The following is a 26,328-nucleotide window of genomic DNA, read 5'->3' as shown; positions in this document are numbered from 1 at the left end:
GTATGAGCGACATGGCCTTGGCGGACGCAACCGTCTCCGCGCCGGCGGGGGAGTGGCGGGAGACGAGCGGGCCGCAGGGCCCCGCGCCGTCCGTCCCGCTCCGGCTGGCCGCCGTCTTCCTGCCCGCACCCCTTCCGCGCGACGCCCGGATCGCCTTCTGGGACCCGGAGGCGGGCGGGGACGACACCCTCTCCGGGTACGCCTCGACACCGGACGGCGACCCGGCCGGACCCACGGAGCGCACGGAACTGACGGTCGTACGCCGGCACGGCACCGGCGTACGGCGCGGGACGACGCCCGCGCTGTGCCTGCCGCTCGGCGAGGCCCTGCCGCTCCTGGTCCGGGCCCGGCACGACCCGGCCGCCCACCCGGCGACCGCCTGCTGGGGAGCGGCGGCCCTGCACGCCCTGCGGCTCACCGCTCGCGGCAGGCTGCTGCCCGGCCTCACCGCGACCGGGCACGACGCCTGGCGCGCCGGACCGCTGGACCCCGACGACATCGCGCACCTGCGAGCCGTGGCCGCCGCCCTGCCCCCGGAGGGCCACGCGGTGCCCCTGGAGGGGCCCGGCCCGATCCGGCTGCCGGATCCGGAGGCACTGGTCCGCGCCTTCCTGGACGCCGTCGCGGACACCCTGCCCCGCACCCCGGCCGCACCCCACGCCTCGGGCCGCCCCTTCGCCGCACGCGCGGCCCAGCGCCTGCCCGGCGCCCACGACTGGGCCGCCGAGGTCGCCGCCGGAATGGACGCGGGCGTGCGGATCTCGCTCCGCCTGGACCTGTCGGCGTACGACCTCTTCGACGGGGACGTCGCCTCCGGCGAGGGGGGCGGCAGCGGCGGGGTGCGCAGCGCGGGGGCCGCGATCGTCCAGGTGCACAGCCTCGCCGACCCCACCCTGGTCGCCGACGCCGCGGATCTGTGGTCGGGGGAGGCCGACGCCGCGTTCGGCCCCCGCGCGCGTGTCGACGCCGCCCTCGGAGTGCGCCGTGCGGCGCGCGTCTGGCCGCCTCTCGACCGCCTCACCGAGCAGGACGTGCCCGACGTCCTCGGGCTGTCCGAGGAGGAGGTCACCGACCTGCTGGGCGTGGCGGCGGGCCGGCTCGCCGCCGCCGGGGTGGCCGTGCACTGGCCCCGCGACCTCGCCCAGGACCTCACCGCGACCGCGGTCGTCAGGACCGCTCCGGGCTCGGCGACGGACGGCACGGGATTCTTCGAGAGCGAGGACCTCCTCCAGTTCCGCTGGCAGCTGGCCATCGGAGGCGATCCGCTCACCGAGGCCGAGATGGACACCCTCGCGGAGGCCCACCGCCCGGTCGTACGGCTCCGTGACCGGTGGGTCCTGGTCGACCCGGCGCTCGTCCGCCGGGCCCGCAAGCGCGACCTGGGCCTGCTCGACCCGGTCGACGCCCTGTCCGTCGCCCTCACCGGCAGCGCGGAGGCCGACGGCGAGACCGTCGACGTGGTGCCGGTCGGCGCGCTGGCCGCCCTGCGCGACCGGCTCACCGCGGGCGTGCACCCCGCCGAACCGCCGCCCGGCCTGCACGCCACCCTCCGCGACTACCAGCTGCGCGGACTCGCCTGGCTCGACCTCATGACCTCGCTCGGCCTCGGCGGCTGCCTCGCCGACGACATGGGCCTCGGCAAGACGGTCACCGTCATCGCCCTGCACCTCAAGCGGGCCCGGACCGAGCCCACCCTCGTGGTCTGCCCGGCCTCACTCCTGGGCAACTGGCAGCGGGAGATCACCCGCTTCGCGCCCGGCGTCCCCGTCCGCCGCTTCCACGGCGCCGACCGGACCCTGGACGACCTGGCAGGCGGCTTCGTACTCACCACGTACGGCACGATGCGGTCCGCCGCCCCGGCCCTCGCCGAGCGGCCCTGGGGCATGGTCGTCGCGGACGAGGCACAGCACGTCAAGAACCCGTACTCGGCGACGGCGAAGGCCCTGCGCACCATCCCGTCCCCCGCGCGGGTGGCGCTGACCGGCACACCGGTGGAGAACAACCTCTCCGAGCTGTGGGCCCTGCTCGACTGGACCACCCCCGGACTCCTCGGCCCCCTGAAGTCCTTCCGCGCGCGCCACGCCCGCGCGGTGGAGAACGGCGAGGACGACGAGGCGGTGGCCCGCCTCGCCCGGCTGATCCGCCCCTTCCTGCTCCGCCGCAAGAAGTCCGACCCCGGCATCGTCCCCGAGCTGCCGCCGAAGACCGAGACCGACCACCCCGTCCCCCTCACCCGCGAACAGGCCGCGCTGTACGAGGCGGTGGTGCGCGAGTCGATGCTCGCCATCGAGGAGGCCGAGGGCATCGGCCGCCGCGGTCTCGTCCTCAAGCTCCTGACCTCCCTCAAGCAGATCTGCGACCACCCCGCGCTCTTCCTCAAGGAAGAGCACCCGCCGGGCGCCGCGGGTGTGGGCGGCGCCGCCCGCATGGCCGCCCGCTCGGGGAAACTCGCCCTGCTGGACGAGCTGTTGGACACGCTGCTCGCGGAGGACGGATCGGCGCTCGTCTTCACGCAGTACGTCGGCATGGCCCGCCTCATCACCTCACACCTGGCCGCTCGCGCGGTCCCCGTCGACCTCCTCCACGGCGGCACGCCGGTGCCGGAGCGCGAACGCATGGTGGACCGCTTCCAGAGCGGCGGTACGCCGGTCCTCGTCCTGTCCCTCAAGGCCGCGGGCACCGGCCTGAACCTCACCCGCGCGGGCCACGTCGTGCACTTCGACCGGTGGTGGAATCCCGCCGTCGAGGAGCAGGCCACCGACCGCGCCTACCGCATCGGCCAGACCCAGCCGGTCCAGGTGCACCGCCTCATCACCGAGGGCACGGTCGAGGACCGCATCGCCGAGATGCTCCAGTCCAAGCGCGCCCTGGCCGACGCGATCCTCGGCTCCGGCGAGTCGGCCCTCACCGAGCTGACGGCGCGTGAACTGTCCGACCTGGTGTCCCTGCGGAGGCCGTCATGACCGCCCGTCCCGCCGACGAGGCCCGCCGCGCCCTGCGCGAGGCCCGACTGCGCGGCGAGACGACACCGGACACCCGCACGGACACCCCCACGGACACCGCGTCGGAGACCGGCGCCCACCCGGAGCCCGGCACCTCGTCCCGCGAGCCCGCGCGGCGGCCCGACGGGGACCAGGCCCGCGACCCGGCCGGGAACCAGGACCGCGACCCGGACGGGGACCGTCCTCGGCGCCCCGGTGACATCGCGCGCGCGGCGCTGCGCGGCACCCGGACGGCACGGCACACGGTGGAGCACAGCGCCGACGCCGAGGAGCCCGAGGAGACGGCTCCCCAAGCCCCGTCCGACCGCACGGACGACCCCGACTCAGGTCCGGACTCGGGCCCGGACTCAGGTCCGGCCTCAGGCCACGCTTCCGACCCCGGTGCAGCGCTCAGCCCCGCCGCACCGAACCGTCCTGACGTCTCGTCACCCCCCGCTCCCACCACCCCGGACGCGGGCGACACCCGCCCGGCCGACGTGGCACGGGAGGCCCTGCGTGCGGCGCGGCGACAGGCGCGCGCGGACGCCGCGAGCGACGAGGCGTCGAGCATCCGGCGACGCCCGGCCCCGCCCCGGCACCCCCGGCCCACCGCGGGCGACCCGCGCGCCGCCGACGCCCGGGCCCGCGCCCGTGCCGTACGGGACTTCGCCGCGGACGCCTTCCGACTGCCGCCACAGACGGACCGGGAGGACGACGACACCCCGCCCCCGGCAGCACCCGAAGGGCCGCGCACGCCGGGCGGCCCGGCTGGCGAACCGCCCCGGACGTCCGCCGTCGCGGCACGGACACCGGACCCGGCCCAGGAGTCCCCGCCCCACCGGCAGCCCCGCCCGGCGACCACCGCCTCGCCCCCGCAGAGCGACGCCACCCCCCGCCAGGCCCGCTCCGCCCCGCCCGCCCCCTCCGCGAAGCCCCGCGGCGCCCCCCGCTCGATGGCCGCCCCGGACCGCGACGGCGACCTCCGCCGCACCTTCCCCGCCCTCCTGCCCCGCGCGCCGGACGAGGGCCTCGCCGCGACCTGGTGGGGGAACGCGTGGGTGAGCGCGCTGGAAGAAGGCGCCCTGGACGCGGCCCGCCTGGCCCGCGGGCGCGGCTATGCCGAGCGGGGGCACGTCGACGCCGTCACCGTGACGCCCGGCCTGGTCCTCGCCTACGTACAGGGCAGCCGGCCGCGGCCGTACCGGGTGCAGGTGCGGTTGCGGACGCTGGACGACGACGACTGGCAGCGGTTCCTGGACGCCGCCGTCGAGCACCCCGGACACATCGCCGCGCTCCTCGACGGGGAGCTGCCCCAGTCCCTGGCGGACTGCGGGGTGCCGCTGCTTCCCGGCCCCGGCGACCTGGCGCCCCGGTGCAGTTGCCCAGACTCGGGGCACCCCTGCAAACACGCCGCCGCGCTCTGCTACCAGACGGCGCGGCTGCTCGACGCCGACCCCTTCGTCCTGCTCCTGCTCCGCGGCCGGGGCGAACGCGCGCTGCTCGACGCCCTGTCCCGGCTGAACGCGGCCCGTGCCGCGCGTGCCGCCCAGGACCGCGGACCGGCGCCACTGCCCGGCGTACGGGCCAGTGCGGCACTGGACACGCGGCCTCTCCCGCCCCTGCCCGCCCCGCTCCCCGCACCCCCGCATCCCGAGCAGCCCCCGGCCTACCCCGCGGCACCCGGCGGACCCGACCCCTTCGCGCTGGACCAGCTGGCCACCGACGCCGCCGCTCGCGCCCACGCCCTGCTCAGTACGGGCCGTGACCCGGTGGGCGGACTGACGCTGTGGCAGGACGCCGCCCGCCTCGCCGCGGCCCGCCCCGGCTCCGGTCTCACCGCCGGCACCCGGGCGCTCTACGCCTCCCTGGCCGCCGCGGCCGGCCGGGACCAGGCCGACCTGGCGCGCGCCGTGGCGGCCTGGCGACAGGGCGGCGCCGACGGCCTGGACGTACTGGAGGAGGCCTGGGATCCGCCGGCCGGCCGCTTCGACCGCGCCCGTCCCCTGCTGCTCGCCGCCGACCTGCCCGCGTTCCGGCCCTGGCGCAACCGCCTCACCCACCCCGGGGGCCATGTCCAGCTCCGGCTCGGCCGGTCAGGACTCTGGTACGCCTACGAGTCTGAGCCCGGCCGGGAGGACTGGTGGCCACGCGGCACCCCCGACCTCGACCCGGTGGGAGCCCTCACCGGTCTGGGCGCGTCCGACGAGCTCTGACCGGCCGTCAGGGGCCGTCCGTCCCGGGCGTCACCCCTCGGCGTCACGCACCAGGAGGGCGATCTGCACCCGGTTCTCGGCCGCCAGCTTGGCGAACAGGCTGCCCGTGTGCGCCTTGACCGTCGCCACGCTGATGTGCAGCCGCCGGGCGATCTCCGGGTTGCCCAGTCCGTCGGCGATGGCCCGGGCGGTGTCGAGTTCCCGTTCGGTCAGCGCGGCCAGTTGCTTGCGCGCGGCGTCGCGCGAGGAGTCGCGGGCGTGCGAGGACTGCGGACCGGTGGCCGCGGCGATCACCCGGGCCGTGGCCGCCGGAGACAGCACGGGATTGCCGTCCGCGACCGCCCGCACCGCGTCGAGGAGCTGCGGCGGCTGGGTGTCCTTGAGGACGAATCCGAGCGCTCCGGTGCGCAGGGCGCCGAGCACCAGATCGTCGGAGTCGAAGGTGGTCAGGATCAGCACCCGCGGCGGCGCCGGACGGGTGAGCAGCTCCCGGGTCGCGCTGAGGCCGTCACGGCCGGGCATCCGCACGTCCATCAGCACGACGTCCGGCCGGTGTTCGTCCACCACGGCGATCGCCGCGTCGCCGTCGGCCGCCTCCGCGACGACCGTCAGGTCAGGTTCGCCGTCGATGACGAGCCGCAGCGCCATGCGCACCAGCTGTTCGTCGTCGACGATGACGACACGCACCGGCCCCCGCCGGCTGTCGCTGTCGCTGTCGCTGTCCACTCAAGCTCTCTTTTCGCGCGTGGGGTTCGGCCAGGGCAGTTGTGCGGTGAGGAGGTATCCGTCGTCCCCCGTGGGGTGGTGGCGCAGCTGTCCGCCGGCGAGGTCGACACGCTCGCCGAGGCCGAGCAGGCCGAATCCCGACGCCGGCGGCTTCGCGGCCGGCGTGGTCGACGGGGAATTGCGGACGCTCACCCGGAGGCTGTCGCCGGCCGCTCCTTCCAGGGTGATGCGGATGCGGGAGTCCGGGGCGTGCTTGGCGGCGTTGGTCAGCCCCTCCTGGACGACCCGGTAGCCGGTGCGGCCGACGACGTCGGGCGGCGTCCCCGTCACGGTGCCGGCGAGGGTGACGTCCAGTCCGGACGCGCGGGCGTCGGCCACCAGGTCGGGGACGCCGTCCAGCGAGGGCTGCGGCGGTTCCGGGAGACCGGGGTCGGCCCGGAGCACGCCGAGGACGTCCCGTAGCTCCTCCAGGGCGAGGTGGGATCCCTCGGCGATGCCGCGGACCAGTACGCGGTTCTCCTCGGCCTTGAGATCCCGGCGGTGGTCCAGCACACCAGCCTGCATGGCGACCAGGGAGATCCGGTGCGCGAGGACGTCGTGCATCTCGCGGGCGATCCGGTTGCGTTCCAGGGCCCGCGCCTGCGCCGCCAGCGCGGACTGCTCCCGCTCCGCGCTCTCCGCCCGCTCCCGCAGCGACCGCACCTCGACGCGCCGGGCCCCGACGGCCATGCCCATCGCCACCGCGATGCCCGCGGTCAGGAACGGCGTGGCGACCTGGTACCAGAAGGCTCCGGGAGGGCTTTCGATCGGGTAGAGCTCGGCGCCGAACTGCGACGCGGTCACATGGACCGCCACGACGACCGCGATCTCCACCGGACGACGGCGGGTGGAGACCGACGCCAGTGCCAACAGCGTGGCCCCGGTGGACATGACCGACACCGTCGAGGCGGCCGTGACACCCAGGGCGACGGCAACCGGGAACCGCCGTCGCCACACGAGCGCTGTCAGGCACCCGAGAGCCACCAGTGGATCACCGACGAAGTACCAGGTACCCGGTTCGCCCGCCGGCCCGTTCGACACCGCCACGCCGGTGGTGATCCAAAGCACCAGGCCGAGGGCCGCGGCCGCCGTCAGCCGCCAGGTCTGCTGCCACCACCCGAGCCGTGGTGCGACGTCCATGTTCACCGGGCCATTATCGCGAAACGGTCGCGCCGGTGACTCGGCCCGAGGACCGAGGCGCCCTAGACCAAAGTCGAATCTCCGCCTCGCCCGTGGTCCAAGACGTTGCGGTCCGCCGGGCCGATGTGCGAGGCCGCGCCGCACGAACAGACTCTTCCAGCGCCGGGACACAACCGAAGGCGAAGCGAGCAGAGGGAGTGGGAGGCATGTTCGACGACGTGCGCCGAAGGCGGGCCATGGGTCGGGTCAAGCCGGGGGACGGGCGGGCACTGAAGCGCTTCCGTTGGTGGCAGTTGCCGTTCCGTGCCCTGTTCTACCTCCGGCTGCCGGACGACGACGGCGGCCGGAGCGTCTACGCCGTCGACGTCAGGCACTCGAAGAGCGACGACAACGGCAGGGTCAGTGCCCACCTGTACCTCGACGGCAGGCACCACGCCGAGTCGAAGCTCCCCGCCGCCTTCCCCGTTCCGGGCGGCGTCGTGGAGGTGAGGAGGAGCGAGTTCGGGCTCAAGCGCTGCCACTACGTCACCGATGAGGGGACCGAGTACCAGCTCGTCCCCGACCGTGACTCGGCCGAAGGGCGCCGCGCCCACTTCGACCGCAGGCACCCCGTGGCGAGCCGGGCCGTCGGCTTCCTCTCGGCGGTCGTGCTCCTCGTCGGCCTGTTCCTCGTCCTCACGCAGCTCGCCGAACAGCTCACCCGTCCTGAGGAGATCGCCCGGCACGTCGGCGGGGCCTTCACCGCGCCCGTCGACCTGCCGGCCTGGGGCAACACCGTCGTCGGCCTCATCACGGTGACGGCCAGCACGGAGCGGGCCCTGCGGCTCCGCTACAGCCGGCTCCTCGACGGCGCGGCGGGCTGACCCGCCCTCCGCCTCCCCACGCTCCACAGAGCAAAGAGCTCAGAGCACCGAGCAAGGAGTACTGCATGCGAAAACTTCTCGTCGGGGTCCTCGCCACCCTCATGGTGGCGCTGCTCACCTGGCAGGGCGCCTCCGCGCAGACGGCACCGGGCGCGGCGCCGCCTCCCGACCGGATCAGCTGGGGCGAGTGCCCCGGCACCCCACTGCCGAAACTGGAGTGCGGCACACTCGAGGTGCCGCTGGACTACCGGCACCCCGACGGCAGGAAGATCGACGTCGCGATCTCACGTCTGGCCGCCGCGAACCCCGAGAAGCGCCGCGGTGTGCTGTTCACGAACGCCGGCGGACCGGGTGCGCCCGGCCTGAGCTACCCGCTGGTTCTGAAGTACTACGGCGTGCCGCAGAGCGTGCTCGACACCTACGACGTGATCGGCTTCGACCCCCGCGGTGTCGGCTACAGCGCACCGGTGACCTGCGGACTGGAGGGGGAGGCGACGGCGACGGCGAACGTACCCGACTACGCGCTGAACCGGGCCGACGTCGCCCGGCAGGCCGAGCACGCCGCCGAGGTCGCCGAGAAGTGCGGTTCGGCGGCGACGGCGTCCTTGCTGCCCCACATCAGCACGGCGAACACCGCCCGTGACATGGACCGGATCCGCGCCGCCCTGGGCGAGTCGAAGATCTCCTACCTCGGCATCTCCTACGGCACCTACCTCGGTTCCGTCTACACCACGCTGTTCCCGCGCCGGAGCGCGCAGTTCGTGCTGGACAGCGCGATGAGTCCCGAAGGCAGCGGACCGTCGGCCACCCGCGGATTCGGGGAGGGCGTCGAGGACAGGTTCCCCGACTTCGCGACGTACCTGTCGGAACATCCGGAGTACGGCTTCGGCACCTCGGTGCGGCGGATCAGGGAGAAGTACTTCGAGCTCGCCGCCCGGCTGGACGCGAAGCCGAGGCCGGACGGATTCGACGGCAAGAAGTTCCGCAAGGTCACGTTCGAGAAGCTCTACCTGGACCAGTGGCTGCCCGAACTGGCCGAGATCTGGCAGGCCGTCGACACCGGACGGGCCCTCCCGCCCACACCGCCCGTCCAGGTGCCGCCCGGGCAGCCGGCCGACAACCCCGTCGCCGGTCAGCTCGCCGTGCTCTGCAACGACCGGAACTGGCCGGAGCCGGTCGACACGTACCAGCGCAACGTCAGGACCGACCGTGTCCGGCATCCCCTGTTCGGCGCGGCGGCGGCGAACATCTGGCCCTGCGCGTTCTGGCCCACGGAACCGTCCGAGCCACCCGTGCGGATCAGCGACCGGGGACCGTCGAACGTGCTGATCGTGCAGAACCTGCGCGACCCGTCCACGCCGCTGTCCGGTGCCCGCGCACTGCGCGCGGCCTTCGGCGAGCGGGCGCGGATGATCACCGCGGACCAGGGCGGGCACCTCGCCTACCTCTACCTCGGGAACCGCTGCCTCAACGACGCGACGACCACCTTCCTGGTCACCGGGGAGCGCCCGCGCACCGACCGGGCCTGCGCGGCCGAACCGGGCGCGAGCCGCGACGGCCGGCCCGGTGCCCCCTGAAGCGGGAACACCGGAGCCGGAATCCGCGCGGCCGAGCGGACCTCAGTCGTCGTACGACAAGCCGTGTCCCCTGCGGAAGAGGACCCTGGCCGGGTCGTCGGCCCGCTGGACGGGCACGGGCAGCTTGCCCCGCGGCTCGACCCGGCCGGCGATCACCCGGGCCGCGGCGCGCAGTTCGACCTCGGTCCAGCAGTAGGAGGCCAGTGAGGCCGGGACGTCGCCGAGGTGGGCGATGTCGTACGGGTTGCGCACCGCGAGGTGGACGACGGGGACGCCGGTCGCGAGCAGCCGGGACACCAGGGTGCGCTGGGCGCTGGTGGCACCGACGTTGTCCGTGGTGACCACCACCGCGTCCCGACCCCGCGCGGCGGCCACCGCCTCGTCGATCATCGCCGCGTCGGGCGTCCGGCCGGTGGCGAGGAGGGTGGTGCCGTAGCCCAGTTCGTCGAAGGCCTGGGCCAGCTCGGGCACCGCGGTGCGGTTGGCGTCGGTGGGGAAGGCCGGGCTGGCGCCGACCACGAGCAGCTTCCGCTGCCGGCGGCGCAGCGGGAGCGTGCCGTCCTCGTTGACCAGCAGGGTGGTGGTGCGCTCGGCGATACGGTCGGCGGCGCGCAGGTGAGCCCGGGCGCCGACGACCCGGTCGACCTCCCTCTGCGACACGTACGGGCTGCCGCCGAGCAGGCCGGCCTTGTCCTTGACCCGCAGGATGCGCAGGACCGATTCGTCGAGCCGCTCCTCGGTGATCTCCCCTTCCCGGAAGGCGGCCAGGACACCGTTGTAGGCGACGTCGATGTTCGGCGGGAAGAGCAGTTGGTCGACGCCGGCCTTGAGGGCGAGGACCGGCACGCGGTCGTCGCCGTACTTGGTGCGTACGCCCTGCATGTTGAGTGCGTCGGTGACGATCACACCGTCGAAGCCGAGCTCCTCGCGCAGCACGCCCTGGAGGATGGTGGGCGACAGGGTGGCGGGCTCGTTGCTGGGGTCGAGCGCGGGCACCTGGAGGTGCGCGGTCATGATCGAGTCGACGCCGGCGGCGATCGCGGCCCGGAAGGGCGGGGCGTCGACGCGCTCCCACTCCTCGCGGGTGTGGGTGATCACGGGCAGTCCGGTGTGGCTGTCCTCGCCGGTGTCGCCGTGGCCCGGGAAGTGCTTGGCGCAGGCCACGACGCCGGCCCGCTGATAACCCGTCACCTGGGCGCCCACCATGCGGCCGACCTCGCGGGCGTCGGCGCCGAAGGAGCGGACGTTGATGATGGGGTTGGCCGGATTGACGTTGACGTCGGCGACCGGCGCGAAGTTCTGGTGGATGCCGAGAGCGGCGAGTTCGGTGCCCGATATCCAGCCGGCGGCGCGCGCGTCGGAGAGCGAGCGGCCCGCGCCGAGCGCCATCGCCCCCGGCAGCTGGGTGGCGCCGCTGCCGATGCGGACGTTGACGCCGTGCTCCTGGTCGATGGAGATCAGGGAGGGGATGGGGGTGGGCAGTGCGAGCGAGGCCCGCTGCACACCGTTGCTGAGGTCCGCGACCTGGCGCGGGTCCTGGATGTTGTTCGCCCAGCCGGAGAAGTAGATGACCCCGCCGACGTGGTACTTGGCGATGAGCTCGGCCACGGTGCGGACGCCGAGTTCCTTGAGGTTGCGGTCCTGGTCGAGGCGGCTGGGGGAAGTCGCCGACGTACCGTAGAAGTACGGCACGAACAGCTGGCCGATCTTCGCCTCGACGCTCATCCTGGAGATGATCTTCTTGAGGCGCCGGTCGCGCGAGTGGGCGGCCGCCGGGGTGGCCGCCACACCCGAGACGGCCGTCGCGCCCGCGGCGACCACGGTCGCGGAGGCGAGCACGGTTCGTCGGGAAAGACTCCGGTCCTGCATGCGGACTTGCTCCTTCCACCCTTGCCCATCAAGGGACTTGACGGATTCTTGAAGGACTCCGAGCAGCGGGAAACGTAGCCCGCGGATTACGGGCGGGGCAATAGGTCTAGACAAAATAGGTCCAGACGATCGAGGGCTACGCGCCCGGTCGGACACGCCTCGTGCAGAGGCCACGCCGACGCCTTGACCACCCACGACACATCGGACCCGGCCACCCTCGCGGCGCTCCGCCCGGCCGGGACGGAGATAATCACCGTATGAGGCTCACTCTGCTCGGCGGCGGCGGGTTCCGCGTACCGCTCGTCCACCGCGCCCTGGTCACGGACGACGGCGACGCGACCGGCCGGTGCACCGAACTGGTGCTGTACGACACCGATCGGGCGAGGCTCGACGCCATCTCCTCGGTCCTCGCCGAGCAGGCGGCCGCACTCGCCGGGGACGACCGGCCGGCTCCGCCCGCCGTCCGGGCCACCACCGATCTGGACGACGCGCTGCGCGGCGCGGACTTCGTCTTTTCCGCCATCCGCGTCGGTGGCCTGGAGGGCCGTGCCCGGGACGAGCGTGCGGTACTCGGCGAGGGGATCCTGGGGCAGGAGACGGTCGGCGCGGGCGGCGTCCTGTACGGGCTGCGCACGGTGCCGGAGGCGGTGCGGATCGCCGAGCGGGTCGCGGCCGTCGCGCCGGACGCCTGGGTCATCAACTTCACCAACCCGGCGGGCATGGTCACCGAGGCCATGCAGCGCGTTCTCGGGGACCGCGTCATCGGCATCTGCGACTCGCCGGTCGGACTGTGCCGGCGGGCCGCGCGAGCGCTGGGCGCGGATCCGGACCGCGTGGGCTACGACTACGTGGGGCTCAACCACCTCGGCTGGCTGCGGCGGGTCACCGTGGACGGCCGCGACCGGCTGCCGGAGCTGCTGGCGGACGCCACCGCGCTGGAGTCCTTCGAGGAGGGCAGGCTCTTCGGCGCCGACTGGCTGCGGACGCTCGGCGCGCTGCCCAACGAGTACCTCCACTACTACTACTTCAACCGGGAGGCGGTGGCGGCGCTGCGGCAGGCACCCGCGACCCGCGGGGAGTTCCTGCGCGAGCAGCAGGCCGCCTTCTACGAGGACGCGGCCGCCCGGCCCGAGCACGCCTTCGCCGCGTGGGAGCGCACGCGCCAGGAACGCGAGGCGACGTACATGGCCGAGAGCCGGGAGAGCACAGGCGGCTGGGAGCGCGCCGCGTCCGATCTCGAGGGCGGAGGCTACGACCGGGTCGCGCTGGCGCTGATGCGCGCGATCGCCCGCAACGAGCGGACGACGCTCATCCTCAACGTCCGCAACCGCACGGCCGTCCCGGGCCTGGACGCGGACGCGGTCGTCGAGGTGCCCTGCCTGGTCGACGCCACCGGCGCGACCCCCCTGGCCACGGGCCCGGTGGCACCGGACCAGCTCGGCCTGATGCTCAGCGTGAAGGCGGTGGAGCGCGCGGCGATCGAGGCGGCGACCAGCGGCTCGCGCTCCGCGGCACTGCGGGCCCTGGCGCTGCACCCGCTGGTGGACTCGGTGAACACGGCGGAGCGCGTCCTCGCGGACGGATTTCCCTCGTCCGGGACCGCCGGTTCCCGTGACCGTCACCACTGAACGCCCCCTGCCGAAGACAGTCACATCGGTAGAATGTGATGCAAACGCCGGCAGCAGTGCGTAAGGGAAACGGGACACGTGGACAGACTCACCTCCGTGGAGCGCGCGCTGCGCGCCGCGACGCCGAACGCACTGCTCGACGTCGTGACAGTGGCCCTCATGGAGCAGTACGGCGCCGCACGCGTCGAGCTGCGCATGGCCGACTACGGAATGCGCTCGCTCCAGGCGGTCGAGACCGTGCCGTTCACCACGGAGCCGGTCATGATCCACGACAGCCCGCAGGGCAGGGCGTTCGGATCGCAGGAACCATTCCTTCTCGCCGACCCCGACGCACACGCGGTGACCGTTCACCTCCCGGTCACGATCCGTGGCGACCGCCTGGGAGTCCTGTCCGTCACCGTGCCGGAGGATCGCCACTCGCAGGAACTGATTCCGGAGATGCAGCACCTCTGCGACGTCCTCGGCCACGAGATCCTCGTCGCGGAGCGTGACACCGACCTCTACCTGCTCGCTCGGCGTGCCGCGCGCCTGACCCTGGCGGCGGAGATGCAGTGGCAGTTGCTGCCGGGCCGTGCCTGCTCGCGCCCCGAGTTCTCCCTGGGCGGCCATCTGGAGCCCGCGTACGCGATCTTCGGGGACAACTTCGACTGGTCCGCGTCCGCCGACCATCTCACGCTCACCGTCACCAACGGCATGGGCGAGGGCATCGAGGCGGCCCTGCTCACCAACCTCGCCGTCAACGCCATGCGCAACGCCCGGCGTGCCGGACTGGGCCTGGCCGACCAGGCGGCACTCGCCGACCAGGCGGTGTACGCGCAGTACCGCGGTTCCGCCCATGTGTCGGTCGTTCTGCTGCGCTTCGACCTCGCGACCGGCGAGGTCGAGGCCGTGGACGCCGGGTCGCCCCGTATCTGGCGGATGCGGGACAAGGACGTCGACTCCCTGCCCCTGGAGGAGCAGTTGCCTCTCGGCATGTTCGAGGACACCCACTACACGTCCGAGTACTTCCAGGTGCTTCCCGGTGACCGTCTGCTGATCGGCAGCGACGGCGTCTACGACTCCGTCTCCCCCGCAGAGGAGAAGTACGGGGAACGAGCGCTCGCCCGGTCACTGACCGCCGCCCGGCTGCTGCCGCCGCAGCAGGTGCCTGGAGCCGTGCTGCGTGAGCTGGCCGCGTACCGTGGCAACACGCCCTTGGACGACGACGCTCTGGTCGTCTGCCTCGACTGGTACGGGCGGCGGAACTGACGGGGGCAGGACCACCGCGGACGCGCGTGCAACCCCGGCCCCGGTAGCTCCTCGTACCCCTCACTGCGCCTCCACTTCAGGGACCTGGGAGAATCCCCGTATGGGAGTCGAAGCTGCGGTGACCGTCACGACGGTCGACGAGGTGCGGATCGTGCAGGCCGTCGGGGAGTTCGACCCCGACAGCGACGAGGGTCTGGCCCAGGCCCTGGTCCCCACGGCGGACCGCCCGACGGGCACCGTCCTGGATCTGGCCAAGGTCACGTTCGCCGACTCCGCCTTCCTCCACACTCTGCTGGCCGCCAAGACCGAACACGACCGGGCGGGCGTCCCGTTCGTGCTCACCCAGTTGCCCCCGGTGGTGGAGCGACTTCTCACGCTGACCGACGTCGCCCGCGCCTTTGACCTCACCGGCGACATCCAGGCCGCCGTGGCCCTGATCAGGGCCCGCGGCGACGCCGCCGACCGGCAGTGAGCGCCAGGCACCGCAGGGGCTCAGGCGGCCGCCCGGGGGAGCGGCCGGGAAGAGAAAGGTGAAGGCACGTGACCACAGCCGAGACGAAGGCCGGCTGGCTGGAGCCGCCCCTCACCGCCGCCACCGCCCGTGACCGCGTCCGGGGACTGCTGCTTATGTGCGAGCCGGCGCCGCCTCCGCAGGTGGTCAACGACATCCTGCTCGTGGTCACGGAACTGGTCACCAACGCCGGCCGGCACGGCGGTGGCCTGATCGCCTTCGACGCGCGCCTCGCCGAGGACACGATCACCATCAGCGTGACCGACGCGTCACCCGTCGTCCCGCACACCCACGCCCGCGACCGGGCGAGTACTCCGGGCGGCTTCGGCTGGCCCTTGATCCAACTCCTCAGTCACGAGGTGCGGGTGCGTACCTCCGCCACCGGAAAGACGATCAGGGCTGTCCTGGGCACCACCGCCCACGGCTGACGCGTCGCCGCGGGCGAACGGTCCCTCGCCGGGGTCACGGCGCTCAGGCCGCGGAGTGTGCCGCGGGTGACGCGTCGACGTCGCCGTGAGCGGTGCTCAGCTCCGCCTGCAGCGCGGCGAGCCCCGTGGCGAGGGCACGCCGTTCGGTGGCGGGCATGTTGCCGATGGCCCGGTGGAGCACACCGTCGCGTCGTTCGCGGATGCGCAGCAGGTGCCGGCTGCCTGCGGGGGTCAGTTGCAGGATGACCTCGCGGCCGTTGCCGGGGCAGGGCAGGCGCTCGAGGAAGCCGATGGCTTGCAGGCGGTCGCACATGCGGGTCACGGTGGACGGCGCGGAGGCGAGCAGTTGGCAGACGGTGCGCATCCGGATCCCGTTCGCACGGTCGGCGAGGTACATCAGGCGCAGTTGGGATGTCGACGTGGGCGTGGTGCCACCGTCGGTGGCATTCCTGGCGTGCTCCCACAGCACGTCGAGGAGTTCGGTGATGCCGCCGGCGGACCGTACTGCCTCATGGCAGGTCCTGTCGGGGGCTGCGTCCGGTGCGGTCATGGTGGCCCTCAGTGGTGTGCTTCTGCCCGGCCGGCGGCCGGACACTGGCTCAGGTGGTGCCGTCCGGTCCGGTGGGGCGGGCCGCAAGGACGTCGTCTTCGCCCGCTGCGGATTGCGCGGCGCGGGCGGGGAACGATCTGGTGAGGTGGTCGAGGGTGCCGGTGACGTCCAGGAGACGGTCCAGTTGCGCGGGGCGGTCGTCCAGGTGCAGTCGCACTCCTGCCTGAGTGGTGCGGCGGCCGATCATCAGCAGGACGGACAGGCCCATGGAGTCGACCATGCCGAGTCCCGCGCAGTGCAGATGGAGGTCTTCGAGGCCGGGCCGGGCGGCGAGCCGGGCGGTTGCCTCGTCCAGGAGGAGGTCCGCGTTGTCGTAGTCGAGATCGCCGTGCACCTCGATACGGACCTCGTTCTGCGTGTCGACCGTGACGAGGCGCAGGTCGGGGGGTATTGAGGTCATGCGGTGGTCCCGGCGGAGTCGGAGTGGGCGGTCGTGAGCATGTGCGTGGCGGCCCGGAGCATGCGGCAGGCCCGGGGAAAGTCCTTGAGTTCATGGGCCAGCAGCCCCAGTGCCGGGGGCAGACTCATCGCGGGCACACCCCGCGCCTCCAGGATATGCGCGGTCCAGCCGATGAACCCGGTGAAGAGGGTTTCGTCGCCGAGGTAGAGGGCGGTGGAGAGGAACTCCACGATGTGCGCCAGGTCCTCGGCGGTCCGCTCACGTTGCAGATCGTCGTAGGACGCCATGGCCGGAAACTCCGTCTCCAGCCGGGTGAAGACGGCGCGTACCAGGGACCTGCCGTTCCGGCTGACCAGGGTGTACTCCTGGTCCGACAGGTGGGGCAGATCGTCGATCTGCTGGTGGTCGGGCTGTGGCCGGGGCAGCGGCCCCCGGGCAAGGCGATCGGCGGCCGTGCGGGCGTCGGGGGCCCACGCGTCGGCGCCCAGCAGTCGTGCGTACCGCCCGTCGGGTCCGAATGCGGCGCCTCCGACGAGGACGGGCACGCCGATGGCCTGGCACGCGGTGACCGCCGCGTGGGCCGTGGGCAGTCGCGTGGCGATCGAGCTGGACAGGGCGACCGCGTCGGCGCGGGTCTTGTGAAGGTGGTCGATGAGGTGCGGTGCCGGGACCTGCGCACCGAGGTAGTCGATCTGCCAGCCGCGCAGTTTCAGCACTTCGGCCAAGAGGCGGGCCGGCAGGGCGTGCCACTCGCCGTCCACGCAGGCGACGGTGATCCGGCCCCGGGAGCCCGCGGTGCGGGCGGAGGGGTGCACGCTCACCGCGGAGACCGCCCGCTCGTTGATGGCGGTCGCGGCGTGTTCCTGGGCGACGCTGATTCGGTTCGCCGCCCACTCCTCACCCACCTTGCCCTGCACGGCCGCGATGACGTCCAGCAGCACGCCCTCCGGTTCCGCCCCTTCGTCGAGGGCACGGAGCACCAGTTCGGTGGCCGCGTGCTCGTCGCCCGCCGACACGGCGTTCCACAGCAGGTCCGCCAGCTCCCGCAGGTCCGGGCCGACCGACAGACAGGGCGAGACAGTGGCGTTCATGCGGTGTACCTGCCCCGTGTGTGGCCGTTCACCGCACTCAGGTGGTGGGTGCGGGGAGCGGAGATCACGACGACGGCCATGTCGTCGTGACGGCCTTGACCGAGCCACTGGGCGGCCAGCATGTGCACGTGCTCCGCGATCCCCTCGGCGGGCATGCCCGCGCACTCGGACAGGGCGCGCTTGAGACGCTCGTCGCCGAAGAGAACGTCACCCATCGGCCCGCCCCTGGCTTCGGTGATGCCGTCGGTGTACAGGACACAGGACTCGCCGGGGGCCAGGGACACGGTCGCGGTCAGGGCGGAGATCGAGGGCACGGCGCCGACCAGGGTGCCCCGGGTCCCCGCTTCCTCGACCGTGCCGTCCGCGCGGATGATCAGAGGGGCGGGGTGGCCGCCGCTGGTCAGCCTGAGATCCACCTCGCTGCCCCGGCGCTTGGCGGAGGCCAGGACCAGGGTCGCGAACCGAGTGGTGTGCGAGTTGAGCAGTGTGGTGTTGAGCACGTCGAGCATGCGCTCGTGGTCGTCCGCCATCGGCAGCAGCGCATGCAGCGTGTTGCGGATCTTGCCCGTCAGTACGGCGGCCTCCAGGCCCTTCCCGCACACGTCCCCGAGCGTGACCAGGGAAGCATCACCGTCGACGGTGGCGGGGTGCACGTCGTAGAAGTCTCCGCCGATGCGTTCGTGGTCCCCCGCCGGCCGGTACCGGCCGGCGAAGTCGACCCCGGAGATGTGATGCAGCACAGGCGGCAGAAGGTCACGCATCAGGACCTCGGTGATCGCGCTCTGCTCCGCGTAGAGACGGGCGGCTGACATCGCCGCTCCGGAACGGGCCGCGAACAGCCGTGCGAAGACTTCCTCTTCCTCGCTGAACGCGACGCTCTCCGCCCTGCGCAGCAACACCAGCGCGCCGGCCGGGACACCGTGCCCGGGCAACGGGGTGATCACTATCGAGCCGACCGGACCGAAGCCCTCGGGCACCATCCACCCCGGCGCCGCCGCGGGGTCGATCCACCGCGAGGGCACCGGCGGAAAGCCCCGCAGCGCCTCCGCCAGACCCGGCACGCCCTCGGGGTCCACCTTCTCCTGCGCCAGACCGGGAACCCCGCCGCGCAGGCAGGTCACCACCGGGAGCCGACGCCCACGGGCGGGCGCGACGACCAGCGCCGCGTCCGCGAGGCTCTCGGCGGCCATCTGCGCGGTCACATCCATGCAGCGCCCCAGATTCAGCGAGGAGAGCAGGGCACTGGACGCCTCGGCGAGGAACGCGGTCCGCTCTCGCTCCGCCTGCAGGGCTTCCCGGGCCAACTGGTGATCGGTGTCGTCGACCAGCCACCACACCACTGAACCGTCGTCCCGCACACCGGGATGCGCCTCGTAACGGCGGCCCCCGATCGCACCGGACCACGGCACATCGGTCTCCGGGACGATCCGCGGGCCGGGGAAGCGCAGCGCTTGATGAGCGTCGGCGATCCAGGACGGAGCCGCATCCACCAGGGGCGTCCCGGGAACGGCGCGGGGCAGGAGCACACCGGCGGCGTCATTGCGGCGCACCAGTCTGCCCTCGGCGTCAGCGACGAGAACCGGGTACGGGGCGCCGCCCCAGGAGGGGTCCGAATCCGTGCTTACGCCGGTTTGTGCTTGGGTGGATACCAAAGACCGAGGACCCGCTGAGCGAATCCCTCACCTCATCACCTCGACGGAACAGTTGCCTCAAGGCAACCATCCCTCATGAGGTCGCCTTCTGACAACCAGCGTTCTCGGGCTCGGCGGCGGTGGGGGGCGTGGGTTCAGGCAGGGTGCGGAAGAGGAGCCAGCTCAGGGCCGGCATGGCGATCAGGGGAGTGAGGGCGGCCCGGAGGGTGGTGGTGTCCGCGAGGTGGCCCAGCAAGGGGCTGATGAGGCCGCCGACGCTGACGGTGAGACCGAGGGTGATGCCGCTGGCCGTGCCGATGCGGGAGGGCAGGTAGTCCTGGCCGAGGGTGACCTGAAGCGAGAAGGGGACGTACAGGCCGGCCGAGGTGAGAGCCACGAAGAGGAACATGGCCGGGCCGGGTGTGTGGATCACGCCGGTGACGGCGGCGATGCAGAGCAGGTAGGACCAGCGGCAGACACGGACGCGGTTGTAGCGGTCGGCCAGGAACCCGCCCAGGACCGAGCCGGCGGCGCCGCCCAGGAACAGCAGGAACAGGGCGGCGGTGCCCGCGGTGGTGCCGCCCGGTACGCGCTGCTGGGCGTAGAGGGAGATGAAGGTGCTCAGCCCGGTGAAGACGACGGAGCGGAAGACGACCGCCAGGGACAGTCGCACGAACGAGGCCACGTCGTCCGCGCCGGGGGGCACTTGTGTTCCGGTCGTGCCGGTTCGGGGCCGGGCGAGCATCCGCAGCACGGGCACGCACAGGGCGGCGCCGGCGAGCGCGGGCAGGACGAGGACGGGAGTCCAGTCCAGGGAGCCGTGTCCGATGGCGGCCGACACCATGAGCGGGGCGAGCGCGAAGCCGATGTTCCCGCCGAGGGAGAACCAGCTCATCGCACTGTGGCTGCCCCGGCCGGCCTTCCTGGCCACGCGGGCGGATTCCGGGTGGTAGGCGGCCACGCCGACGCCGGACACGGCGACGAAGAACAGGGTGAGTCCGTAGGAGCCGCTCAGGCCGCTCAGTGCGATGCCCACACCGCCCAGCAGGGTGCTGACCGGCAGCAGCCACGGCATCGCCCGTCGATCGGTGAGCACCCCGAACAACGGCTGGGCCACCGACGACAGCAGGGACGCGGCCAGCACGATCCCGGAGGCGGCCGCGTAGGTGTAGTCCCGTTCGGCCACGAAGAACGGGATCAGTGCCGCCACGGCGCCCTGGTAGATGTCGACGCAGGCGTGCCCGACGGCCAGCAGCAGGATCGATGTCTTCTTTCGCACCCCACTCATGCTGGGAGCGGCACCCCGTGTCGCGCTTCCGATAGATTGCCAGGTGATGCAGGAAATCCGCCACACGGCTGTCGCGCCGACCCGGACCCAGCACCTGGCCTCCGGCGGCGAGATCCACGCGCACCGCCACGACGACCACCAGATCGTCTACGCCAGCCGCGGCGTGATCGCGGTGACCACCGACGCCGGTTCCTGGATCGCTCCCGCCACCCGCGCGCTCTGGATCCCCGCCGGCACCGTCCACCGGCACCAGGCCCACGGCGGACTCGACCTCCACCTCGTCGGCCTGCCCACCTCGGACAACCCCCTCGGCCTGGACACACCCGCCGTCCTCGCCGTCAGCCCCCTCCTGCGCGAACTCATCGTCACCTACACCCGCGACCCCGACGACGACACCCCACCCCGCCACCGGATACGCGCCGTCATGCTCGACCAGCTCACCCTCTCCCGCGAACAGCCCCTTCACCTGCCGGCCCCCACCGACCCCCTGCTCCGCGCACTGCACGACATCCTGCGCACCGACCCGGCCGACAACCGCTCGCTCGAGGACCACGGACGCCGGATCGGCGCCGGCGCCCGCACCCTCTCCCGCCGCCTCCGCGACGACCTCGGCCTCACCTACCCGCAGTGGCGCACCCAGATCAGGCTCCACCACGCCCTGATCCTCCTGGCCGACGACACCCCCGTCACCACCGTCGCCCACCGCTGCGGCTGGTCGTCCGCCAGCACCTTCATCGACGTCTTCCGCCGCACCTTCGGCCACACCCCCGGCACCCGCCCCACCACCTGACCACGCGCCCGGTCTGCGCACGAACCGTCAGATCCGCTGTCGGACACGGCGCCTGGCGCCTCGCCCCCATGGACGAAAACGGCCTTCGCAGGGTCCGTCTGTACGATGCTCGGGCGTCCTGCCTCACGTACCTCGACGACAACGGTGTGCCGGATGACCTGCTCGCACGGTGGGCCGGGCACCCGAACGTGAAGACGGCGAAGAAGTGGTACGTGGAGCCGGACGTGGCGGACCTGCGTCCAGCGGCGGAGGCATGGGGAGGTCTCGCGGGGGGTGTGTGAAAGATCGTGACAGATGAAGGTGTGAACCCGTGACCGAAGACAAGACCGAGACGCTGCAGTACCGCTTTGACGGGCCAGAACACCTACCGGTCCTGATCCTGGGGCCGTCCCTCGGCACCACATGGCACAGGTTGTAGAGACCGTCCATCGGCGTCCAGCCCAGTCCAAGATGAGTGCATAATGCCAGGTCAGGGCATTCTGGTCCGGGGGAGTCGACGCAGTCGGTGATAGGCGTGTGCGAGCGGCGTGCGATGAGGAGTCCCGCAGGTGCGGCCCGGCGGGGCTTCTGAGTAGGTGGGCTGCAGCGTCCGGTGTGGGCACCGTCGCACTCGGGTCCTCCTCTCTCGAGTACCCGAAGCAAGGACACGGAGACGACGCGCGTCTTACGGCCGCTGCGCAGCATGTGGCCTGGGAACTCTTCTCGGCCAACCAGGACGTAGCCCTCCCCCCTGCAAATCGCAACGCCTTTGGAGGTGTCTGCAACATTGGAGCGACCGCCGCGGCATTGCCAGAGACGGCGGTCGCCAGCCTGACACACGTCACCGCCGAGGACTTTGCTGCGCCACGGCCTGCCGCCCGTTCCTTGCCATCGATGCTTTATGTCACCGCAATTCACCGCGCTGCTGCAGTCCGTTGGCCCTATCTGCCGGGCTTGCGAATCCCGATGCTGAAACTGACGGCCAGACCGAGTGGGATGACGAGTACCCCTGGCCGAATTCAGAGATCCTCATCATGGTCGCCGAGGCGTCCGTCCGTCACTGGAGCGTGGCCTTCAGGGCCGTCCAGGAAGGCCACCAGCTCCTGGCGCTGCGCAACGTCGACGCGGCCGTCTTCTGGGCGCCGGACGGCACCGCCACGTACCGGATCGGGACCGGCTTCGGCGAAGTCAAGGCCAAGTTCGTCCAGCCCGGCCAGATGATTCCCGAGGGTGACGACTGAGGGCCAGCCCCACAGGCCGCGGCGACTCCCTGGGCGCCGCCCTCAACGACCTCCTGCGCTCCCAGGTCACCCCCCGCCACCGGCTGTCGTCGTACAACGCCAAGCACCGGCACGCCCAGCTCAGCCAGCTAACCGCGACGCACCGCGGGCAGCAGGCCCTCGCGGACGCCGGCCTCCACGTCACGACCAAGACCCTCATCAACTGGTTGTCCGACTCCGAGTGCAACGTCCGCCGCAGCTACGTGGACATCATCCACACCGCCTACGAGAACGCCGCCACCGTCCCCGCTACCCGATCCCCGGCCACATCAAGCGGGGCCAGTACGAGATCAGCGGCGTCGTGAAAACAGGGGACGACGAGCGCACCCGCGGCACCGTGGACGCTGCGCCCTTGCGGCTCGATGGCAGCCAGGGCAACTGGGACGAGATCGAGGAGCTCTGGCTCGCCGGTGAACTCACCGACGAGGAGTTCGAAGATCACTTCATCGACGACGTCATCGTGGAGGACATCGGCGAAGGCACCGACGGATGGGAGTTCCCGGGAGACTGGTACACCGTCGAGCTCAGATGAGACCGCCAGTCCTCGCCGGCCCTCCCCGTCGCCTTCCGCCGGTAGCCCGCCGAATGCCGTGCACCAGCCCCTCGGCCTCGGGAAACCTCATGTCAAGACCGGACTCGACGGACCGCCGTGACCTCATCCATTGAAGATCCCTAACTGCCGGCCGACGCCCGCCCACCGCCCTTCCTCAGCCAGGAACTGACCTTGAGCGACTGCTGCAGATCCGCTTCATGGAGCTCGGGTCGCACCTCGGCCAAATGCCGCCGGATCTCCACAGCCTCGGCGACTGCGGCCAGGGCTTCTTCCCTCCGGCCCCTCTCACCCAGCCGGACAGCGAGGTTGTTCAGGCTAGAGGCGAGGCCGGGACGGCCGTCGGTGGGGTTTAGCGGGGCTGCTTCCCGGTACAGGTCGACCGCTTCGGTGATCGCGGCCAGAGCTTCCTCGCTCCGGCCGCTCTCACTGAGCCGGTTGGACAGGTTGTTCAAAGCTCTGGCGAGGCCGGGACGGCCGTCGGTGGGGTTTAGCGGGGCTGCTTCCCGGTACAGGTCGACCGCTTCGGTGATCGCGGCCAGAGCTTCCTCGCTCCGGCCGCTCTCACTGAGCCGGTTGGACATGTTGTTTAGTGTTGTGGCGAGGTCAGCGCGTGAGACGTCCAAGTTCTCACTCACCGAATCCCGGTAGAACGTCACGGCTTCGGTGATCGCGGCCAGAGCCTCCTCACTCCGGCCCACATCGCCCAAGCGGACAGAGAGGTTGCTCAGGTATCTGGCCAGGTCGGAGCGGACGCTGGTGGGGTTTAGCGGGGCTGCTTCCCGGTACAGGTCGACCGCTTCGGTGATCGCGGCCAGAGCTTCCTCGCTCCGGCCGCTCTCACTGAGCCGGTTGGACAGGTTGTTCAAAGCTCTGGCGAGGTCGAAACGGTAGGCATCGGGGTCCTGCCGCGCCAGCTCCCTGTACCTTCTTACGGTGATCGCGACGAGGCCGTCCTCATCTCGAGCGTCAGCCGGGTCGCCGAGAACCTCAGTGAAGACTTCGACCAACTCGTCGGCCGTCGGCCTGTCGGCGGGGCTGGGGTCGAGGCATCTCCACAACGCTTCGGCAATCGGGGCCTCAACCTCCAATTCCTCGAGGGCCTGGCGCAGTTCGGCGTCTGCTGCGAGGTCCGTCCATCGCCCCGTGGCGCATGCGAGGAGCAGAGCTCCCACGGAGTACATGTCGCTTTCCCTGGTTGGCCCGGCGATGTCGTCAGGCGCCTGGAAACAGGTCTCGCCCCGGGGGAACAAGCGCCGGTAGTCGCTGTGAACACCGTCCCGGGTCGCCGTGATCCAGCCGATCAGCTGTACGTCGTGGTCGGTGACCAGGACGGTCTTCGGTACGAGCGCCCCGTGCGCCAGGCCGAGGCTGTGCGCGCGGCTCACGGCGCGGGCCAGGTCACGTCCGACCCGCCAGAAGAGACCGTTGCCGACCGGCCTCTTTCGCTCCCTGATGGCGGCACGCAGATTCGGCGCGGGGCCGGAGCCTCTATCGTCGTCGCGACGGCGAACAAAGGTGGCGGCCAGCCAAGGGGGTTCCTCGGTGTCGTCGGTACGGGACCGCAGCAATCGTGGAGCGTGAACGCCGCTCATACGGGCCAGGCAGTCCGCCTCCGTAGTGATGAGTTCCCTGGCCTCGCCCGGGGCCAAAGAGTACAGGGGAGCGGGCGCTCGCACCGTCACGGTTTCGCCGGCTTCGTTCAGGGCCAGGTACATGACCATGTTGACCCAGCCCCGGTCGTTACGGGCGAAGAGCCGGTAGGGACCAAGGCGGTGAGGGTCTCGCGGCAGGAGCGGCGACCAGCCCGGCGGCACGTCGGCGGGCTGGGCCTCCGGCGCCCCGGCCGCGCCGCCGAGGTCGGCGGCTGCCAGTTCCGAGGGTCGTGTCGGCGAGGTGTCCGTCGGTACGGTGCTGGGTGGCGGTACTCCAAGTCGCCTCAGCAACCGTTCTTTGAGCCAGCCGAACGATCGCCCGGCCTCCCCGATCACGGCGGACCCGTCGGGGTGGCCGACCCAAGCCGGGAAGTGCGGGGCGCGGCCGGCAGCGGCCTCCATAAAGCCGGCGACGGCCTGGGTGGTGCGCAGCAACTCGGTGGGTGAGACCGCGCCAAGAAGGATCCGGCGGGCTACCTCGGTGAAGTCGAAGAGCTGGTGATGGGGAAGGCGGGGCAGACCGTCGGCCTTGACTTGACGCATCAGGCCGCCCAGGAAGACCTCGACGATGTGTCCGCTGTCCGTGGGCGCTCCGACTGCGTCCTGGATCAGGCGCATCACTGGTGGGGTGAGAGGCGCGACGGCTGCCAGGTGGCCCGCGAGGCGGTATGCCTCGGGGGATGCGGCGTCCCGGAAGCGCAGGACGGCCTGGGCTTCGTCGCCGTGGCGGGTGTCCGTGAAGTGGTGGTCTTCGAGGGGTTCAACGCTGTGCCACACAGGGAGCAGTGTGGTGGTGCCGGGTGAGGCGACCAGCCTGGCCCAGTCGGCGATGGCGGTGGGCGAGGGTTCGAGGACGGGCACCGGAACGGAGTCGAAGCTGACCAGGTCGGGGGGCAGCACCGGGTCGTTGAGGTGCCAGACGGTGGTCGGGCCGCCGCGGCGGTGGCTGGTGACCTGCCACCGTTGTGCCGTGATGCCGGAGCTTGCCCAGAGACGGGTGGGCAGCGCATGGACGATGGCGGTGGGACCGCGGCGCGCCCAGAACTCCATCGCCTGGCGCATCCGGCCGTCCCACCAGGCTTCGCCGACGCCGTCGCTGACGACGAGAATGAGTGTGTCTCCGGTGGGGTCGCTCACACTCGTGGGCGATTGATAGGGTCCCCTACCCTGGAAGGGGCGGGCGCTCAGGAGCGGGGCACGCGGGCTGCGGGTGTCGAGCCCGTGGATACGGACGTCACGAAACGCTCCCGCACGCTCCATGAGGGTGCGAACTTCAGCGGCGAGACGTTGCCAGAGAACCATGGAGACGCCGTCGTCGACCAGGAGGACGAGGGAGAGCCAGCGGGTTCTGGCCGGGCGGGTGACGGTTTCCGGTAGACCGGTCTCGGCCATGGCAGTCACCGTCTGCGCGATGTCGAGCTCTTGGCGGCGAGGGTCAGGGAAGCGCTGCCGCAGCGGGCGGAGGGACTTGCCGAGCCGGAGGCCCCGGGCACCGAGAACGCGGCTGTCCGGAGCCCGGACCGCGAACGCCCTGCGCGGCGTGAGGTACCGAACCCCGCTTTCGTTCGTCTCCGATGCGGCGTGGATCGGATGGTCGGGCTGAGGATCCTCTGGTGGCGCTAGGGCCGACGGGCCGGCCGCAGGGGCGGAGCCCTGAGGAATAGGCGAAGGGCTCCGGTGGCCGGGGTCGGGCTGCCCCGGGCGTGAAGCGGGCACACCGGCCCGGGCCAGCGGGGCGATGTCCCGGGGCAGGCTGCCGGCGAGCCATAGGACGTCGAGGAGTTCCTCATGTGAGAGGTCCACCCCGCTGCGAGCCATGACATCTCTCAGA

General features: G+C 72.1%; 20 protein-coding genes. 11 read left to right on the top strand and 9 right to left on the bottom strand.

Features of this window, described 5'->3' with window-relative positions; genetic code table 11:
- The first annotated feature begins 2 nt into the window (after window positions 1-2).
- Both ACGF3J_RS08890 and ACGF3J_RS08885 read left to right on the top strand, forming a co-directional pair.
- On the top strand, window positions 3-2,963 hold the full coding sequence (locus ACGF3J_RS08890; RefSeq protein ID WP_393853725.1) for a DEAD/DEAH box helicase: 2,961 nt from the start codon (window positions 3-5) through the stop codon (window positions 2,961-2,963).
- Window positions 2,960-5,194: an SWIM zinc finger family protein gene (locus ACGF3J_RS08885; RefSeq protein WP_393853724.1), complete on the top strand. Its 2,235-nt coding sequence runs from the start codon at window positions 2,960-2,962 to the stop codon at window positions 5,192-5,194. Before ACGF3J_RS08890 ends, ACGF3J_RS08885 begins: the two co-directional genes overlap by 4 nt.
- Window positions 5,195-5,224: 30 nt before the next feature.
- Here ACGF3J_RS08885 and ACGF3J_RS08880 read toward each other — a convergent pair whose 3' ends face one another.
- Complete coding sequence (locus tag ACGF3J_RS08880; RefSeq protein ID WP_393853723.1) at window positions 5,225-5,920, bottom strand: response regulator; 696 nt, start codon at window positions 5,918-5,920, stop codon at window positions 5,225-5,227.
- On the bottom strand, window positions 5,921-7,105 hold the full coding sequence (locus ACGF3J_RS08875) for a histidine kinase (RefSeq protein ID WP_161331834.1): 1,185 nt from the start codon (window positions 7,103-7,105) through the stop codon (window positions 5,921-5,923).
- Window positions 7,106-7,305: 200 nt separating this feature from the next.
- On the opposite strand from ACGF3J_RS08875, the gene ACGF3J_RS08870 reads away from it, so the two are divergent.
- Both ACGF3J_RS08870 and ACGF3J_RS08865 read left to right on the top strand, forming a co-directional pair.
- A complete protein-coding gene (locus ACGF3J_RS08870) occupies window positions 7,306-7,962 on the top strand; it encodes a hypothetical protein (protein ID WP_393853722.1) in 657 nt (218 codons plus the stop codon).
- A gap of 65 nt (window positions 7,963-8,027) precedes the next feature.
- Window positions 8,028-9,539, top strand: a complete 1,512-nt coding sequence (locus ACGF3J_RS08865) for an alpha/beta hydrolase (RefSeq protein ID WP_393853721.1) — start codon at window positions 8,028-8,030, stop codon at window positions 9,537-9,539.
- 42 nt (window positions 9,540-9,581) lie between these two features.
- Here ACGF3J_RS08865 and ACGF3J_RS08860 read toward each other — a convergent pair whose 3' ends face one another.
- Complete coding sequence (locus tag ACGF3J_RS08860) at window positions 9,582-11,408, bottom strand: glycoside hydrolase family 3 protein (protein WP_393853720.1); 1,827 nt, start codon at window positions 11,406-11,408, stop codon at window positions 9,582-9,584.
- A gap of 257 nt (window positions 11,409-11,665) precedes the next feature.
- On the opposite strand from ACGF3J_RS08860, the gene ACGF3J_RS08855 reads away from it, so the two are divergent.
- The 4 genes from ACGF3J_RS08855 to ACGF3J_RS08840 all read left to right on the top strand — a co-directional run bounded on the left by ACGF3J_RS08855 (window position 11,666) and on the right by ACGF3J_RS08840 (window position 15,223).
- The gene (locus tag ACGF3J_RS08855; RefSeq protein WP_393853719.1) at window positions 11,666-13,036 is read left to right on the top strand and encodes a 6-phospho-beta-glucosidase; all 1,371 of its coding nucleotides are present in this window, start codon (window positions 11,666-11,668) and stop codon (window positions 13,034-13,036) included.
- Window positions 13,037-13,114: 78 nt separating this feature from the next.
- Window positions 13,115-14,284, top strand: a complete 1,170-nt coding sequence (locus ACGF3J_RS08850; protein WP_161325975.1) for a PP2C family protein-serine/threonine phosphatase — start codon at window positions 13,115-13,117, stop codon at window positions 14,282-14,284.
- 100 nt (window positions 14,285-14,384) lie between these two features.
- Entirely contained in the window at window positions 14,385-14,756 is a 372-nt protein-coding gene (locus ACGF3J_RS08845) for an STAS domain-containing protein (protein ID WP_161325974.1), read from the top strand.
- A 68-nt stretch (window positions 14,757-14,824) separates the two neighbouring features.
- A complete protein-coding gene (locus tag ACGF3J_RS08840; protein ID WP_393853718.1) occupies window positions 14,825-15,223 on the top strand; it encodes an ATP-binding protein in 399 nt (132 codons plus the stop codon).
- Between the two features lie 43 nt (window positions 15,224-15,266).
- Here ACGF3J_RS08840 and ACGF3J_RS08835 read toward each other — a convergent pair whose 3' ends face one another.
- The 5 genes from ACGF3J_RS08835 to ACGF3J_RS08815 all read right to left on the bottom strand — a co-directional run bounded on the left by ACGF3J_RS08835 (window position 15,267) and on the right by ACGF3J_RS08815 (window position 20,243).
- The gene (locus tag ACGF3J_RS08835) at window positions 15,267-15,773 is read right to left on the bottom strand and encodes a MarR family winged helix-turn-helix transcriptional regulator (protein WP_393853717.1); all 507 of its coding nucleotides are present in this window, start codon (window positions 15,771-15,773) and stop codon (window positions 15,267-15,269) included.
- A 49-nt stretch (window positions 15,774-15,822) separates the two neighbouring features.
- The gene (locus tag ACGF3J_RS08830) at window positions 15,823-16,233 is read right to left on the bottom strand and encodes an STAS domain-containing protein (RefSeq protein ID WP_161325971.1); all 411 of its coding nucleotides are present in this window, start codon (window positions 16,231-16,233) and stop codon (window positions 15,823-15,825) included.
- Window positions 16,230-17,324, bottom strand: coding sequence for a B12-binding domain-containing protein (locus ACGF3J_RS08825; RefSeq protein WP_161325970.1), 1,095 nt, complete (start codon window positions 17,322-17,324; stop codon window positions 16,230-16,232). The genes ACGF3J_RS08830 and ACGF3J_RS08825 overlap by 4 nt, the downstream gene beginning before the upstream one ends.
- Window positions 17,321-18,874, bottom strand: a complete 1,554-nt coding sequence (locus tag ACGF3J_RS08820; RefSeq protein ID WP_161325969.1) for a GAF domain-containing SpoIIE family protein phosphatase — start codon at window positions 18,872-18,874, stop codon at window positions 17,321-17,323. Before ACGF3J_RS08820 ends, ACGF3J_RS08825 begins: the two co-directional genes overlap by 4 nt.
- A 175-nt stretch (window positions 18,875-19,049) precedes the next feature.
- Window positions 19,050-20,243: an MFS transporter gene (locus ACGF3J_RS08815; protein WP_393853716.1), complete on the bottom strand. Its 1,194-nt coding sequence runs from the start codon at window positions 20,241-20,243 to the stop codon at window positions 19,050-19,052.
- Window positions 20,244-20,289: 46 nt separating this feature from the next.
- Here ACGF3J_RS08815 and ACGF3J_RS08810 point away from each other — a divergent pair, with 46 nt between their 5' ends.
- From ACGF3J_RS08810 to ACGF3J_RS08800, 3 genes are all read left to right on the top strand, one after another.
- Window positions 20,290-21,033 carry an AraC family transcriptional regulator gene (locus ACGF3J_RS08810; protein ID WP_393853715.1) on the top strand — a complete coding sequence of 248 codons (744 nt, stop codon included), beginning with the start codon at window positions 20,290-20,292 and terminating at the stop codon, window positions 21,031-21,033.
- A gap of 1,013 nt (window positions 21,034-22,046) precedes the next feature.
- Window positions 22,047-22,253: a hypothetical protein gene (locus ACGF3J_RS08805; protein ID WP_393853714.1), complete on the top strand. Its 207-nt coding sequence runs from the start codon at window positions 22,047-22,049 to the stop codon at window positions 22,251-22,253.
- A 340-nt stretch (window positions 22,254-22,593) separates the two neighbouring features.
- On the top strand, window positions 22,594-22,824 hold the full coding sequence (locus ACGF3J_RS08800) for a hypothetical protein (RefSeq protein ID WP_393853713.1): 231 nt from the start codon (window positions 22,594-22,596) through the stop codon (window positions 22,822-22,824).
- Between the two features lie 140 nt (window positions 22,825-22,964).
- Here ACGF3J_RS08800 and ACGF3J_RS08795 read toward each other — a convergent pair whose 3' ends face one another.
- On the bottom strand, window positions 22,965-26,315 hold the full coding sequence (locus ACGF3J_RS08795; RefSeq protein WP_393854031.1) for an SAV_2336 N-terminal domain-related protein: 3,351 nt from the start codon (window positions 26,313-26,315) through the stop codon (window positions 22,965-22,967).
- Window positions 26,316-26,328: the final 13 nt, after the last annotated feature.

The organism is Streptomyces sp. NPDC048171 (assembly GCF_043202655.1).
Classification (GTDB): Bacteria; Actinomycetota; Actinomycetes; order Streptomycetales; family Streptomycetaceae; genus Streptomyces.
This window is presented reverse-complemented; position numbering and strand designations above follow the sequence as displayed.

Excerpts from the sequence above, each read along its gene's own strand:
- ACGF3J_RS08890 (WP_393853725.1), top strand. The coding sequence starts at position 3 with ATGAGCGACATGGCCTTGGCGGACGCAACCGTCTCCGCGCCGGCGGGG.
- ACGF3J_RS08885 (WP_393853724.1), top strand. The coding sequence starts at position 2,960 with ATGACCGCCCGTCCCGCCGACGAGGCCCGCCGCGCCCTGCGCGAGGCC.
- ACGF3J_RS08870 (WP_393853722.1), top strand. The coding sequence starts at position 7,306 with ATGTTCGACGACGTGCGCCGAAGGCGGGCCATGGGTCGGGTCAAGCCG.
- ACGF3J_RS08865 (WP_393853721.1), top strand. The coding sequence starts at position 8,028 with ATGCGAAAACTTCTCGTCGGGGTCCTCGCCACCCTCATGGTGGCGCTG.
- ACGF3J_RS08860 (WP_393853720.1), bottom strand. The coding sequence starts at position 11,408 with ATGCAGGACCGGAGTCTTTCCCGACGAACCGTGCTCGCCTCCGCGACC.
- ACGF3J_RS08855 (WP_393853719.1), top strand. The coding sequence starts at position 11,666 with ATGAGGCTCACTCTGCTCGGCGGCGGCGGGTTCCGCGTACCGCTCGTC.
- ACGF3J_RS08845 (WP_161325974.1), top strand. The coding sequence starts at position 14,385 with ATGGGAGTCGAAGCTGCGGTGACCGTCACGACGGTCGACGAGGTGCGG.
- ACGF3J_RS08835 (WP_393853717.1), bottom strand. The coding sequence starts at position 15,773 with ATGACCGCACCGGACGCAGCCCCCGACAGGACCTGCCATGAGGCAGTA.
- ACGF3J_RS08830 (WP_161325971.1), bottom strand. The coding sequence starts at position 16,233 with ATGACCTCAATACCCCCCGACCTGCGCCTCGTCACGGTCGACACGCAG.
- ACGF3J_RS08825 (WP_161325970.1), bottom strand. The coding sequence starts at position 17,324 with ATGAACGCCACTGTCTCGCCCTGTCTGTCGGTCGGCCCGGACCTGCGG.
- ACGF3J_RS08815 (WP_393853716.1), bottom strand. The coding sequence starts at position 20,243 with ATGAGTGGGGTGCGAAAGAAGACATCGATCCTGCTGCTGGCCGTCGGG.
- ACGF3J_RS08810 (WP_393853715.1), top strand. The coding sequence starts at position 20,290 with ATGCAGGAAATCCGCCACACGGCTGTCGCGCCGACCCGGACCCAGCAC.
- ACGF3J_RS08805 (WP_393853714.1), top strand. The coding sequence starts at position 22,047 with ATGGTCGCCGAGGCGTCCGTCCGTCACTGGAGCGTGGCCTTCAGGGCC.
- ACGF3J_RS08795 (WP_393854031.1), bottom strand. The coding sequence starts at position 26,315 with ATGGCTCGCAGCGGGGTGGACCTCTCACATGAGGAACTCCTCGACGTC.